At 62.8% G+C, this 13532-nt stretch carries 13 protein-coding genes; 8 read left to right on the forward strand and 5 right to left on the reverse strand.

The features are described 5' to 3' along the window. The first annotated feature begins 20 nt into the window (after window positions 1-20). Together alc and PQR54_RS22685 are read left to right on the forward strand one after the other, a co-directional pair. Window positions 21-1034 carry an allantoicase gene (gene alc, locus PQR54_RS22680; protein ID WP_012433323.1) on the forward strand — a complete coding sequence of 338 codons (1014 nt, stop codon included), beginning with the start codon at window positions 21-23 and terminating at the stop codon, window positions 1032-1034. Continuing rightward, the gene (locus PQR54_RS22685) at window positions 1031-1543 is read left to right on the forward strand and encodes an ureidoglycolate lyase (protein WP_408249533.1); all 513 of its coding nucleotides are present in this window, start codon (window positions 1031-1033) and stop codon (window positions 1541-1543) included. Before alc ends, PQR54_RS22685 begins: the two co-directional genes overlap by 4 nt. A 115-nt stretch (window positions 1544-1658) precedes the next feature. Here PQR54_RS22685 and PQR54_RS22690 read toward each other — a convergent pair whose 3' ends face one another. The 4 genes from PQR54_RS22690 to uraH form a co-directional block, all read right to left on the reverse strand. Further along, window positions 1659-3008 carry a type II toxin-antitoxin system HipA family toxin gene (locus tag PQR54_RS22690; protein WP_408249535.1) on the reverse strand — a complete coding sequence of 450 codons (1350 nt, stop codon included), beginning with the start codon at window positions 3006-3008 and terminating at the stop codon, window positions 1659-1661. Beyond that, window positions 3005-3271, reverse strand: a complete 267-nt coding sequence (locus PQR54_RS22695; protein ID WP_408249918.1) for a helix-turn-helix domain-containing protein — start codon at window positions 3269-3271, stop codon at window positions 3005-3007. The genes PQR54_RS22690 and PQR54_RS22695 overlap by 4 nt, the downstream gene beginning before the upstream one ends. A 265-nt stretch (window positions 3272-3536) precedes the next feature. Beyond that, complete coding sequence (locus PQR54_RS22700) at window positions 3537-4730, reverse strand: urate hydroxylase PuuD (RefSeq protein ID WP_408249537.1); 1194 nt, start codon at window positions 4728-4730, stop codon at window positions 3537-3539. A 339-nt stretch (window positions 4731-5069) separates the two neighbouring features. Beyond that, window positions 5070-5423: a hydroxyisourate hydrolase gene (gene uraH / locus PQR54_RS22705; RefSeq protein ID WP_408249538.1), complete on the reverse strand. Its 354-nt coding sequence runs from the start codon at window positions 5421-5423 to the stop codon at window positions 5070-5072. Window positions 5424-5609: 186 nt separating this feature from the next. Here uraH and PQR54_RS22710 point away from each other — a divergent pair, with 186 nt between their 5' ends. Together PQR54_RS22710 and PQR54_RS22715 are read left to right on the forward strand one after the other, a co-directional pair. Further along, the gene (locus PQR54_RS22710) at window positions 5610-5963 is read left to right on the forward strand and encodes a hypothetical protein (RefSeq protein ID WP_408249540.1); all 354 of its coding nucleotides are present in this window, start codon (window positions 5610-5612) and stop codon (window positions 5961-5963) included. Next, complete coding sequence (locus PQR54_RS22715) at window positions 5960-7357, forward strand: 8-oxoguanine deaminase (RefSeq protein ID WP_408249542.1); 1398 nt, start codon at window positions 5960-5962, stop codon at window positions 7355-7357. Before PQR54_RS22710 ends, PQR54_RS22715 begins: the two co-directional genes overlap by 4 nt. 54 nt (window positions 7358-7411) lie before the next feature. On the opposite strand, the gene PQR54_RS22720 is transcribed toward PQR54_RS22715, so the two are convergent. Further along, window positions 7412-8344 carry a LysR substrate-binding domain-containing protein gene (locus PQR54_RS22720; RefSeq protein ID WP_074764203.1) on the reverse strand — a complete coding sequence of 311 codons (933 nt, stop codon included), beginning with the start codon at window positions 8342-8344 and terminating at the stop codon, window positions 7412-7414. A 251-nt stretch (window positions 8345-8595) separates the two neighbouring features. Here PQR54_RS22720 and PQR54_RS22725 point away from each other — a divergent pair, with 251 nt between their 5' ends. The 4 genes from PQR54_RS22725 (at window position 8596) to PQR54_RS22740 (ending at window position 13515) form a co-directional block, all read left to right on the forward strand. Continuing rightward, window positions 8596-10197, forward strand: coding sequence for an ABC transporter ATP-binding protein (locus tag PQR54_RS22725; protein ID WP_408249544.1), 1602 nt, complete (start codon window positions 8596-8598; stop codon window positions 10195-10197). 75 nt (window positions 10198-10272) lie between these two features. Next, window positions 10273-11379, forward strand: coding sequence for an ABC transporter permease (locus tag PQR54_RS22730; protein ID WP_408249546.1), 1107 nt, complete (start codon window positions 10273-10275; stop codon window positions 11377-11379). Window positions 11380-11423: 44 nt separating this feature from the next. Continuing rightward, window positions 11424-12353, forward strand: coding sequence for an ABC transporter permease (locus PQR54_RS22735; protein ID WP_012433315.1), 930 nt, complete (start codon window positions 11424-11426; stop codon window positions 12351-12353). Between the two features lie 67 nt (window positions 12354-12420). After that, complete coding sequence (locus PQR54_RS22740; protein ID WP_408249549.1) at window positions 12421-13515, forward strand: BMP family ABC transporter substrate-binding protein; 1095 nt, start codon at window positions 12421-12423, stop codon at window positions 13513-13515. Window positions 13516-13532 lie beyond the last annotated feature (17 nt).

A 13532-nucleotide genomic window follows, 5' to 3' on the forward strand; every position in this document is an offset into this window, starting at 1 on the left:
TAACACTAAGGAAGACAAAGATGGCACTCCCGATTCTCGACCCCAACGCACCGGAATTCACGCGCCGTTATGTGAATCTGGCGGACCCGCGCCTGGGCGCGCAGGCGCTCGAGGCCAGCGACGATTTCTTCGCACCGAAGGAACGCATGCTGAATCCGGAGCCGGCCGTCTTCATTCCGGGCAAGTACGACGACAACGGCAAGTGGATGGACGGCTGGGAAACGCGCCGCAAGCGCGCCAACGGCTATGACTGGTGCGTCGTGAAACTGGCGCGGCCGGGCGTGATCAAGGGTCTCGACCTCGACACCAGCCACTTCACGGGCAACTTCCCGCCGGCGGCGTCGGTGGAAGCCGCACGCGTGGTGGACGGCGCACCGAACCAGTCGACGCAATGGACCGAAATCGTGCCGTCCACCACGTTGCAAGGCAATAGCCACCACTACCACGAAGTCAGCGACGCGAACGCGTACACGCATCTGCGCGTGAACATCTATCCGGACGGCGGGATCGCGCGTCTGCGTGTGTATGGTCAACCGCAAGTCGATTGGGCGGGCGCGAGCCGCACCGAGCAGTTCGATCTGGCGGCGATGGAAAACGGCGCGTATCTGGTCGCGGCCAACAACCAGCACTTCGGCGCTGCGTCGACGATTCTGATGCCGGGCCGCGGCGTGAACATGGGCGACGGCTGGGAAACGCGCCGCCGTCGCGAACCGGGCAACGACTGGGCGATCGTCGCGCTGGCGCAGCCGGGCGTGATCAAAAAGATCGAAGTCGATACGGCGCACTTCAAGGGCAACTTTCCGGATCGCTGCTCGATTCAGGCCGCGTACGTGACGGGCGGCACGGACAGTTCGCTGATCACGCAGGCCATGTTCTGGCCGGTGCTGCTCGGCGAACAGAAGTTGAAGATGGACAACCAGCACTATTTCGAAAGCGAAATCGCGGCGCTGGGTCCGGTGACGCACGTGCGCTTCAACATCATTCCGGACGGCGGCGTGTCGCGTCTGCGTCTGTGGGGCACGCTCGCATCATGAAAACGCTCGCGATCGAACCGTTGACGAAAGAAGCGTTCGCCGCGTTCGGCGACGTGATCGAACTCGAAGGCGCGAAGCAGATTCCGATCAACCTCGGCACGACGATCCGCTTTCACGATCTCGCGAAAGTGGACGTCACCGACGAGAACGGCCGCACGCTCGTCAACCTGTTTCGCGGACAGCCACGCACACTGCCGTTCGAAGTGAAGATGCTCGAGCGGCATCCGCTCGGCAGCCAGGCGTTCGTGCCGCTGAACGACAAGCCGTATCTGGTAGTCGTGGCGCCGGCGGGCGAGCTGGACGCGTCGAAGATTCGCGCGTTCGTGACGAGCGGCTGGCAGGGCGTGAACTATGCGAAGGGCGTGTGGCATCACCCGCTGATCGCGTTGGGCGACGTGAGCGACTTTATCGTCGTCGATCGTGGCGGCGATGGACTCAATCTCAATGAGCAGGATCTCGTGGAGTCGTTGTGGCTCACTGAAGATGCGTTGAGCGCGGTAGCGGTTTGATCGTTATTGCTTCGATGTAGCGAGCAGGTTGATTAAAAAGAACCCACAGCATCATTCATGCTGTGGGTTCTTTTTTGCGGTGAACCTTACCGGTAGCGCCGCCATTGTTCTGCGTTTAGCTACGTTTGGCAAGAAGCGGTGAATGCCCGATCACTTCGCGCGGGCGTTCCGCCGGTTCAGGCGCGGAAAAACCCGCGGCTTCGATCGCCGGTTTGAGTCCCTTGAATTGCAGGCTCTTCTTCGGCGAGCGCAAGGACGCCATGCCGTCGTCCCAAGCGTGAAGCATGTGCTTCGCAACGGTGTGCCATTGTTTTTCGTTGCGCGCCGCTTCAATCAACTCATGACCGACGGCGACAGCCGAATCGCACAACGCCTCGACCATCTGCGCGTATTGTCGCGGCGCAATGCCCATGCGCGTGTTGAAAAAACGCTCCAGCGTTTTGCCGGCCGCCCAGGTTTTGCGGCCGTCGATCGGCAAGCCCGGCGGATTGGCTGCAAAGCGCGGGTACGCTTGCGTCGTGACGATGTCGAACACAGGCGTGAACGCGACATCATCGACCGACGTATAGAGCAACGCCACGTTCTTCGTATGACAGTCCGCGTTGCGTACGACGTAGTTCGTCAGCAGATGCCAGCCAAGCTGTTCGAGTTGCGGCCGCATGGTGTCGCGATCGAGCAGATAGGCTCGCGCGGCTTTGAGCATTTTCTCGCTGGTCGAGTTGTATTTTTCGTGCGGCGGCAAACCCAACAGGCCGCACATGTCTTCGACGCCGTAGGCCGGCAATCCCTGTGCGTCGACGTCGAAGCGCTCGACGATCAGCGCCCGCCCATCGTCCGACATCTGCGTGCGCGCGACCGGCGCGACGCCGAGCCGCTCCAGCACGCGCATTGAGTAGAACTCGTTGAAGCCGAGAAACGGCGTGCTGTCGTCTGAACCTTTGACGATGTGGCGACTCGTCCGGATGGTGGGCTTGCCGAGCGGCATCGGCATGGACGTGCCGGAAATATCGCCCTCAGGTGCGATGAACTTCGGCACGGCGCCCGAAATTGCCGCGCGCGCATAGTCGCGCACGAGGCGCGCGAAATGTTCAGCCGTGTTGTCGCCGTGCAAAATGTCCTGCACGTCGAGCGCTTGCAGTTCTGTGCCCGGCGCGACGCCTTCAGGCGTCACGGTGACGCGGCCAATCCCCATTGCACCTACGACGGCCAGCAGCGACAGGTCGGTGCCGTCGAGCAACGGTCCAAATTGCTCGCGGATCAGATTCAGCAGATAACCCTCCGGCAGGTTCTGCCGGAAAAACGGATGCAGATCGCGCGGCCAGCGCCAGGCCTCTTCGCGCACCGGCATGGTCAGGCTGACGAAGTCTGCCGCGCTCGCGTCGCGGTTGTATTTGAGGACGTAGTCGTCGCGCTCGCGAAATAGCGTGGCGACGTTCCTGCCCAATACCTGAACGTCGAGCCTCATTGGTTCGCGTCCGGACTGCGTTGTTCAGCGAGGATGTCTTCGAGTGTGCGCCCGTGTCCGTGCGCGACGAACTTGAGGTCGTAGCCTGCCGCTTCGAGCAGGCGCACGAGCACGGACACGCTCATATCGTTTTTGGCGAGCGTTTCCATACGCGCGACGGTGGTGCGCGCGACGCCGGCCCGGCGCGCCAGCTCCTCTTGCGACAGATTGCTATCGTGGCGCACGGCCTTCAGCATGTCTGATACATCGGCAAGGTTGGTCATTTGTAGCCCCAAGGCGTTAATTTCGATGAACACGCCCGATATTGTAGCCTGTAAGGCACAAATTTGATTAATGTGCTTGTGCCCCATGGGCTACAAATTTTCTTTTTTTCGCCATTTTGTAGCCTTCGGGCCACAAGTAACCGAGTTGCCGTTAAAGCGCCAGCATCGACGCACACAAAAAAGCGGACTTCCCGCTCGCGCGAAAAGCCCGCCTCAATGTTGCTTCATCCATTGCCAGGCCGGGTACCCACGCCCGGCCCGATGATTACTTCACCGCACCACCCTGAAACCACGCGGCGATCTTCATCCGCTCGTCGTCGGTCATGTGCGTCACGTTGCCGAGCGGCATGGCCTTCAGCGTCACGGCTTGCTGGTAGATCCGCTGCGCGTTCTGCGAGATTTCATCCGGCGTATCGAGCAGCACGCCGGCCGGGGCGCTGCCCATCATCGTCGGATGCGCGGAGTGGCACGCCACGCAGCGCTGTTGCAGCACCGGCGCGATATCGGCCACGCGGACCACCGGCGCGTTCGCCGCTTGTGCTTGCGGCACCATCGGCTTCGGCATCGTCCAGAAGAGGGCGCCGAACATCAGCGCGATGCCCACCAGCGGCAGATACCACAGCACCTGGCCACGGTGACGCATCACGAAGAACTGACGGATCAGCGCGCCGGCCAGCATGATGACCAGCAGCACGGCCCAGTTGTACGGGTGCGTATAGGTCATCGCGTAGTGGTTCGACAGCATCGCGAACACCACCGGCAGAGTGAAATACGTGTTGTGCACCGAGCGCTGCTTGCCGCGCTTGCCGTAGATCGGGTTCGGCGTCTCGCCCTTGAGCATCGCGTCGACCATCTTGCGCTGGCCCGGAATGATCACGAAGAACACGTTGGCCGACATGATCGTCGCCAGCATCGCGCCCATGATCAGGTAAGCCGCGCGGCCCGCGAAGATATGGCATGCGAGCCACGCCGCGATCAGCACGTACACGCCGACGCAGATGCCGAGCACCTTGTCCTTGTTGCCGAGAATGCGGCACAGCGAGTCGTACACGATCCAGCCGGCGGCGAGGAAGCCGAGCGCCGAGGCGACGGCGACCACCGGGCCCATATCCAGCACGTTCTTGTCGATCAGGTAAGTGCTCGGCGAGAACAGATACAGCACGGTAAAGAGACCGAAGCCCGACAGCCACGTGGTGTACGACGGCCACTTCGACCAGTGCAGATCCTCCGGCATTTCCGGCGGCGCGACGGTGTACTTCTGCATGTTGTAGAAGCCGCCGCCGTGCACGTGCCACAGTTCGCCGAACACGCCGCGCCTGCGCTGATTCGGGTCCGTCGGCGGTTTCAGGCTGTTGTCGAGCGCGACGAAATAAAACGATTCGCCGATCCATGCAATCGCGGCGATGACGTGAAACCAGCGAATCGCCAGATTCAACCAGTCTGTGATAAAGCCTTCCATGAAACTCCTCCACTTCTGATTCGTTGTACGCGCAGCGACGTTGTATGCCTTTCTAAAACCCGGCTGACGGGTCGTTGGCAGGGCAGCACGTCGCTGCGCAGACTGCGGGGTGAAGACGCGATGCGCTCAGTTCGCACAGCGCCGGTTTTTATTGGCTCGATGCGTTGGTCGGGTTGGGTTCGAATCGGGACGAGTCGCGTGCGTTCGATTGCGTTTCGCGGGTGCTCGCCTGGGTCTCCCTGAGCATCTGCGCAATGCAATCGAGCGCGATCGTCATGCTGCGCGAACTCGACCTCGCTTCCTCCAGCCTCTTTCCAACACCAAGCGGCAGATGTCTCCTTAGCTGCCGCGATACGTGCTGTATGACCACGGCGACACAAGCAGCGGCACGTGATAGTGCGCGCCGGCATCGGCCACGCCGAAGCGCAACACGACTCGATCGACGAAGCGCGGCTCCGGCACCTTCGTACCGATCGACGCGAAGTAATCGCCGGCGCCGAACACGAGTTCGTATTCGCCCGCGACTAGCGCGTCGCCCTCGAGCAGCGGCTGGTCGCAACGACCGTCGTCATTGGTGGTGGTGGTTTTGAGCGCGCGGCGCGTGTCGCCTGAGAGCGCGAAGAGTTCGACCTTGACGCCCGCGCCGGGACGGCCGTTCGCGGTGTCGAGCACATGGGTAGTGAGCTTTCCCATTCGCAATTTTCCTTGTGTGTTTGCGAGGTTTCGGCGGCAGCCCGATCCAGATACGTTTGCGGCGGATCGAGGCTCCACGTCAGTGGCTACATACCCGTCGGCGAATTGAAGCGAGCGCCGTGACAGCCATTGTAAAAAGGATGTTCCGTTCAGCGCGCGCGAGATAGGAAAGATAATAGCTGGCGCATGACGGACAGCCTGCTGAAAGCCGCAAAGACCGATTCCTTCGACTATTACAGCGCAAATGCCTTACGGGCGGATCGTACCGGCGCCAAAAAAGACCCACTATATCGACGGCCTGAAGTTGGGTATCGCATCGGCGTGAGTTGTCAGCATTATTTTGGCCGTCGAAGGTTACGCCTGTGCGTTGCAGCAAACGCGAATCGACGACGATTCAGCCGCGGCGCACACCCCGAAGACGGCGGAAGCACGCTGGGTAACCGGGCCAACGGCGTTCGACGGGACGCGGCGGCACGGCAGCGCCGTCACATCGCGTTCGAACGGCTTTGCACGGAAGCAATGAAGCGGAGAAACGAATGACGATGGAACAAGCGGCTAATCAAACGAATAAGCCCAAAAAAACGATGCTGGTGAAGCACGCGGATGTGCTGGTCACGATGGACGGCGCCCGGCGCGAACTGCGCGACGGTGGCCTGTATATCGAGGACAACCGCATCGTCGCGGTCGGACCGACGGCGGATCTACCGCAAACCGCCGACGAAGTGCTGGACATGCGCGGGCATCTGGTGATTCCGGGCCTGGTGAACACGCACCACCACATGTATCAGAGCCTCACGCGCGCGATTCCGGCCGCGCAGAACGCCGAGTTGTTCGGCTGGCTGACCAACCTTTACAAGGTGTGGGCGAATCTCACGCCGGAGATGATCGAAGTCTCGACGCTGACGGCAATGGCCGAGCTGTTGCTCTCCGGCTGCACGACTTCGAGTGACCATCTGTATATCTATCCGAACGGCAGCCGCCTCGACGACAGCATCGCCGCGGCGCGCCGGATCGGCATGCGTTTTCACGCGGCGCGCGGCAGCATGAGCGTGGGGCAGAAAGACGGTGGCTTGCCGCCGGACTCGGTGGTCGAACGTGAAGCGGACATTCTGCAGGACACGCAGCGCCTGATCGAGACGTACCACGACGAAGGGCGTTACGCGATGTTGCGCGTGGTGGTCGCGCCGTGCTCGCCGTTCTCGGTGAGCCGCGATCTGATGCGAGAGTCGGCGGTGATGGCGCGGCAGTATGGCGTGTCGATGCATACGCACCTGGCGGAGAACGTCAACGACATCGCGTATAGCCGCGAGAAGTTCGGCATGACGCCGGCGGAGTACGCGGAAGACCTCGGCTGGGTCGGCCATGACGTATGGCATGCGCACTGCGTGCAACTCGACGACGCGGGCATCGAACTGTTCGCGCGCACCGGCACCGGCGTCGCGCACTGTCCGTGTTCGAACATGCGGCTCGCGTCGGGCATCGCGCCGGTGAAGCGCATGCGTTTGGCGGGCGTGCCGGTGGGCTTGGGCGTCGACGGTTCGGCGTCGAATGACGGCGCGCAGATGATCGCCGAGGTGCGTCAGGCGTTGCTGTTGCAGCGAGTCGGCTTCGGGCCGGATGCAATGACCGCGCGCGAGGCATTGGAAATCGCGACGCTCGGCGGCGCGAAGGTGCTCAATCGCGACGATATCGGCGCATTGGCGCCAGGCATGGCGGCGGATTTCGTGTCGTTCGATTTGCGTCAGCCGCTCTTTGCCGGCGCGTTGCATGACCCGGTTGCGGCGCTTGTGTTCTGCGCGCCGTCGCAGGTGAGCTATAGCGTGATCGGCGGCAAGGTGGTCGTGAAAGAAGGGCAGTTGACGACGCTGGAACTCGGACCGGTCATCGAGCAGCATAACCGGTTGGCGAAGACGCTTTACGAAGCGGCGGCGTAAAAGAAGGAGCGGGTTATCGGCGAGCGCCGATAACCCGCAAAGCAAAGCAAAAACTCAAGGCTTGTCGATCAACGTCTTGGTCGCTTCGGCGACCAGGCTGCGCAACCAGCGCACTTCATCGGAGTAATGCACGCGCTCGTGCCACAGTTGGTAGTACTGCATCGGCGGAAAATCGAGCGGCGCCGGCACGACCGTGAGCGGCAGGAACTTGGCGTAGTAATCGGCAAAGAGGCGCGTTGTCGTGAAGATCAGATCGGACTTGATCAGCACATACGGCGCCAGATTGAAGTACGGCAACGTCACGACCACATGGCGCTTGAGCCGCTCGCGTGCGAGATGCACGTCGATCGCGCCGCGCTGGCCCACCGAATAAGGAGTAGGCGCGAGATGCGGAGCGTTCAGGTACTGGTCGAGCGTGAGACCGCCGCGTTTGGCGAACGGATGCGTGTTGCTCATCAGGCACACGATCTGATCGACGAACAGGTTCGACAGGTGCAGTTGCTCCGGCGGCTCCGGCCAGTTGCCGACCACGATGTCGAGCTTGCCGTCTTCGAGTGCGAGTTCGTAGTCGAAGGCCGGCCCGAGCGAGTGAAACTCGAGCGTCGCGTTCGGCGCGGCCTGACGAAAGCGTTCGACCACCGTCGGCACGAACAGCACGTTCAGGTAGTCCGGACAGCCTATCCGGTAGCAACGGATGGACGTAGCCGGATCGAAGTTGTGCTGCTGGAACTTGATACGTTCGATCTCGCGCAGCGCGTTCTGCACCGGTTCGAGCAGCCGCAGGCCGTATTCCGTCGGCACCATGCCGGATTTGCCGCGCACCAGCAGCGGGTCGCCGGTGATGTCGCGCAAGCGGCGCAGCGCCGCGCTGATGGCGGGTTGCGATTGATTCAGTTTGACGGCCGCGCGCGTGACGCTGCGTTCCATCAACAGGGTGTGCAAGACGCGTAACAGGTACGTATCGATCGCCTCGCGTTGCTGACTCATGACTTCTCCGAAATATATGTTCTGGCTGATCGAACGGGCGTGGGGGTATATGACTTTTAATATGAACGAAACGCCACGTCAAGAGTGGGATACCCGCAGAGCGCGCTACGGCGCGGGTTTGCGGGGAATTTTGGCGGCTCGACTGAGTGGGTCGAATTAGGTATTGTCATCCGGTTGTGGTGACGGATCGCTTGCCGGCAAGGTGGGCGGACGCGCTGTAACCGGCAGTCACTGACGTACTACGGAATCACATGAGCGACTCTTCTTATAGCGACGGCGCCGCCGCGCAGCCGGCAGACAGGCCGGAACAGGCGGCGCCCCGGTTGATGCTCCAGGGCATCACCAAACAATACCCGGCCGTGCGCGCCAACGACGACGTCACGTTGATCGTCGCGCCGGGCGAAATCCATGCCGTGCTCGGCGAGAATGGCGCCGGCAAAAGCACGCTGATGAAAATCATCTACGGCGCGGTGCGGCCCGACGCCGGCGAGATTCGCTGGGAAGGCCAGACGGTCGCGATCGCCAACCCGGCGGCGGCGCGCAAACTGGGCATCGGCATGGTGTTCCAGCACTTTTCGCTGTTCGAGACGCTCACGGTCGGCGAAAACATCGCGCTCGCGCTCGACGAACCTTTCGATCTGAAGACGCTATCGAAGCGCATCCGCGAAGTCTCCGCGGATTATGGCCTCGATATCGATCCGCAACGCCACGTGCATAGCCTGACCGTGGGCGAGCGGCAACGCGTCGAGATCGTGCGTTGTCTGCTGCAGAATCCGCGTTTGCTGATCATGGACGAGCCGACTTCGGTGCTGACGCCGCAAGCGGTCCGCAAGCTGTTCGCGACGCTTCGGCGGCTCGCGGCCGAAGGCTGCAGCATCCTCTACATCAGCCACAAGCTCGACGAAATCCAGGAACTGTGCGACACCGCGACGGTGATGCGCGGCGGCCGCGTGACGGGTCACGTGAAGCCGAAGGGCGAAACCCATGCGTCGCTCGCGCAATTGATGGTCGGCCACTCGCTGCCCGATTACACGCGGCGCGAACACAATCCGGGCGCCGTGCTGCTCGACGTCAAGCAACTCTCGGTGGAAAGCGACGACCCGTTCGGCACCTCGTTGAGCGACGTGTCGTTCGGCGTGCATGCGGGCGAAATCTTCGGCATCGCGGGCGTCTCGGGCAATGGACAGGCGGAACTGCTGTCGGCGCTGTCGGGCGAAAAGCGCGGCGTGCGTGCCGACGCGGTCACCATTTGCGGCAAGGCGGCGGGACGCCTCGGCGCAGGCGGCCGACGTGCGCTCGGCTTCGGCTTCGTGCCGGAAGAGCGCCTTGGCCGCGGCGCGGTGCCGGCCATGACGCTGTCGGAAAACGCGCTGCTCACCGCGCATCGTCAGCAGATGGTGAGTTCGGGCTGGATCAAGGCGGGCGCGATGCGTGCGTTTGCAAAGCGCTGCATCGACGCTTTCGACGTGCGCTGCGGCGGCTCCGAAGCGCTCGCGCAAAGTCTGTCGGGCGGCAATCTGCAGAAATACATCATGGGACGCGAGATTCTGCAGGCGCCCAAGGTGCTGGTGGTCGCGCAGCCCACGTGGGGCGTCGACGTCGGCGCGGCGTCGTTCATTCGGCAGCAGTTGCTCGATCTGTCGGCGCGCGGCGTGGCGATTCTGGTGATCTCGGAGGAGTTGGAGGAATTATTCGACATCTGCGATCGCATCGCGGTGCTCGCAGGCGGCAGACTCTCGCCGGTTCGCGCCACGGGGGCGACCAACGCCGAGGAAATCGGCCGCTGGATGGCGGGCCTGTTCGGCGACCGCGAGGGCTCGGCGCCTTCGGCGGAACAACCGGCGCATGCCTGAGCGGGCGTCTGTCTCGCGAATACGCGTGAGCTCGCCCGGCATCAGAACGAGAACCATATAAATCACACGCTACCCATGATTCTTCCGTATCGACTCGAAGCACGCACGACGCCCTCGCGCACCATGCAGCTCGCCGTGCCGCTGATCGCCGCGTTGCTCACGCTCGCGATCGGCTTTCTGATCTTCAGCCTCGTCGGCCGCGATCCGTTGCAAGCCATGCACGCGTTTTTCATCGAGCCGCTCTCCAGCGTGAACGGCTGGTCCGAGCTGCTGCTGAAGGCGTCGCCGTTGTGCCTGATCGGGCTTGGTCTTGCCATCGGCTATCGCGCCAACGTGTGGAACATCGGCGCCGAAGGGCAGATGCTGCTCGGCGGCATTGCCGCGAGCGGCGTCGCGATCTATTTCGATCAGGCCACCGGCTGGTGGATCCTGCCGACCATGATGATCGCCGGCGTGCTCGGCGGCATGGCGTGGGCGGCGATTCCGGCGCTGCTCAAGAGCCGCTTCAACACCAACGAGATTCTCGTCAGCCTGATGCTCACGTATGTGGCGACGCAGTTGCTGATCTATCTGGTGAGCGGCCCGTGGCGCGACCCGCAGGGCATGAACTTCCCGCTCTCGGAGATGTTCAGCGGCGACGCGCTCTATCCGACCTTCTCCGGCGACTGGCACATCAAATGGCTGCGCGGCACGCGTTTGAACGCATCGGTGTTCGTCACGCTGATCGCGATTCCGCTCGTGTGGATTTTCATGCGCAAGAGCTTTGCGGGCTACCGCATGAACGTCGGCGGTCTCGCACCGCTCGCCGCGCGCTACGCCGGCTTCTCCGACAAGAAGACTATCTGGACGTCGCTGCTGATCAGCGGCGGTTTGGCGGGCCTCGCCGGCATGGGCGAGATCTCCGGTCCGATCGGGCAGTTGCAGGCTACATGGTCGCCGGGTTATGGCTTCACGGCAATCATCGTCGTGTTCGTGGGGCGGCTGCATCCGCTCGGCATCGTGCTCGCGAGCCTGCTGATGGCGCTGCTGTATCTCGGCGGCGAAGCCGTGCAAACCTCGATGCAACTGCCGCAGGCGCTTTCCGGTGTGTTCCAGGGGCTGCTGCTGTTCTGCCTGCTGGGCGCCGACCTGTTCGTGAACTACCGCGTGCGCCGACGTACGCTGGCCGCCCAGGCTCACTGACTCGCTCACTGCTCATCGCTCACTGATTTTTGCGCCGGATCCAAATGGACATTCAACAAGCCAGCTCGCTCACCTCGAGCGCCGTCACCGCCGCGATTCCGCTGATGTTCGCGGGCGCGGGCGAACTCGTCACCGAGAAATCGGGCGTCCTCAACCTCGGCGTCGAAGGCATGATGCTGATGGGCGCGGTGACCGGCTACGCGGTCACCGCGATCACCGGCAGCCCGTGGCTCGGCGTGCTCGCCGCGATCGGCGCCGGTCTCGCCATGTCGCTGCTGTTCGCGTTTCTCACCCTCACCATGCTCGCCAATCAGGTCGCCACCGGCCTCTCGCTGACGATCTTCGGCATCGGTCTGTCGGCTTATGTCGGCAAGCCGTACACATCGGCGGCGGTGCGCGCGACCATCGACACATGGACCATTCCCGGCCTCTCGAAGATCCCGGTGCTCGGTCCCGCGTTCTTCAGTCTCACGCCGCTCGATTACCTCGCGTTCCTGATGTTCGCGGTGATCGGCTGGTTCCTGTACCGCACGCGCGCGGGTCTGGTGTTGCGCTCGGTCGGCGAATCGCCGCAGGTGGCGCACTCGGTCGGCTTCCCGGTGATCGGCGTGCGCTACGGCGCGGTGGCGTTCGGCGGCGGCATGGCCGGGCTTGCGGGCGGTTACTACTCGATCGTCAATCTGCACCTGTGGCAGGAGCAGCTTACTTCGGGCCGCGGCTGGATCGCGCTCGCGCTGGTCGTGTTCGCGACGTGGCGCCCGGGGCGTCTGCTGATCGGCGCGCTGCTGTTCGGCGCCGTGACCGGCCTGCAGTTCTACGCGCAGGCGATCGGCGTGCCGGTGCCGACGCAATTCCTCGCGATGCTGCCCTACGTCGCGACGGTCGTCGTGCTGGTGCTGATCTCGCGCAATCCGAACACGATCCGTCTGAATGCGCCCGCCTCGCTGGGCAAACCGTTTTTCTCGGCGGGCTGACCGACCATCGACTCCGCTTTTCACATCATTGATAAACACGCATTCGATAAACACGACAGGAGAAAACATGAAGAGAAGAAATCTGCTGACCGCTTTCGCTTGGGGCGCGGCCTCGCTGGCGCTCGCCGCGCCGCTCGCGCAAAGCGCGCAGGCCGCCGATGCGCCGGGCGTCGCGTTCGTCTACCTGGGCAATCCGGGCGATGCGGGCTGGACCTTCGCGCACGATCAGGGATCGAAGGAAGCGGAAGCGAAGTTCGGCAACAAGATCAAGATCACGCGCATCGAAAACGTGCCGGAATCGGCCGACTCCGAGCGCGTGTTCCGCGATCTGGCGAACAAGGGCAACAAGATCATCATCGGTTCGAGCTTCGGGTATCAGGACTTCGAACTGAAGGTCGCGAAGGATTTCCCGGACACCGTGTTCCTGCACGCAACCGGCTACAAGAAGGCGCCGAACTTCGGCACCTATGACGTGCGCATGTACCAGGGCGCGTATCTCGCCGGCGTCGCCGCGGGCTATGTGACGAAGACCAACACGCTCGGTTTCGTGGCGTCGGTGCCGATTCCCGAAGTGATCCGCAACATCAACGCGTACACGCTCGGCGCGCGCTCGGTGAATCCGAAGGTGCACACCAAGGTCATCTGGATCAACAGCTGGTTCGATCCGGGCAAGGAAAAGCAGGCGGCTGAAACGCTGATCGGCCAGGGCGCCGACGTGCTGCTGCAAAACACCGATTCGAGCGCCACGCTCGCCACGGCGTCGGCCAAGCACGTGCACGCGTTCGGCTGGGATTCGGACATGAAGAAGTTCGGTCCCGACGCGCACCTCGGTTCGGTGGTCGCGCACTGGGGCGTGTATTACAACGCGGCGATCCAGCAGGTGCTGGACGGCAAGTGGAAGAACGATCCGGTGTGGTGGGGTATTCCGCAGAAGGCCGTCAATCTCGAGGATCTGAACACGTCCGCAATCTCGGCTGACGCGCAGAAGCAGGTTTCGGCGAAGCGTGACGAACTGGCGGGCGGCAAGTGGGACGTGTTTACTGGTCCGATCAAGGACCAGTCCGGCGCGGTGAAGGTCCCGGCCGGCAAGACGCTGACCGATCCGGAATTGCAACGCCTGAACTGGTATGTGGAAGGCGTGGACGGCACGCTGCCGAAGTAACGTCGTCAACAGGTCGA

Origin of the sequence: Paraburkholderia phytofirmans, from assembly GCF_046028095.1 — a bacterium.
GTDB classification, from domain to species: domain Bacteria; phylum Pseudomonadota; class Gammaproteobacteria; order Burkholderiales; family Burkholderiaceae; genus Paraburkholderia; species Paraburkholderia phytofirmans_A.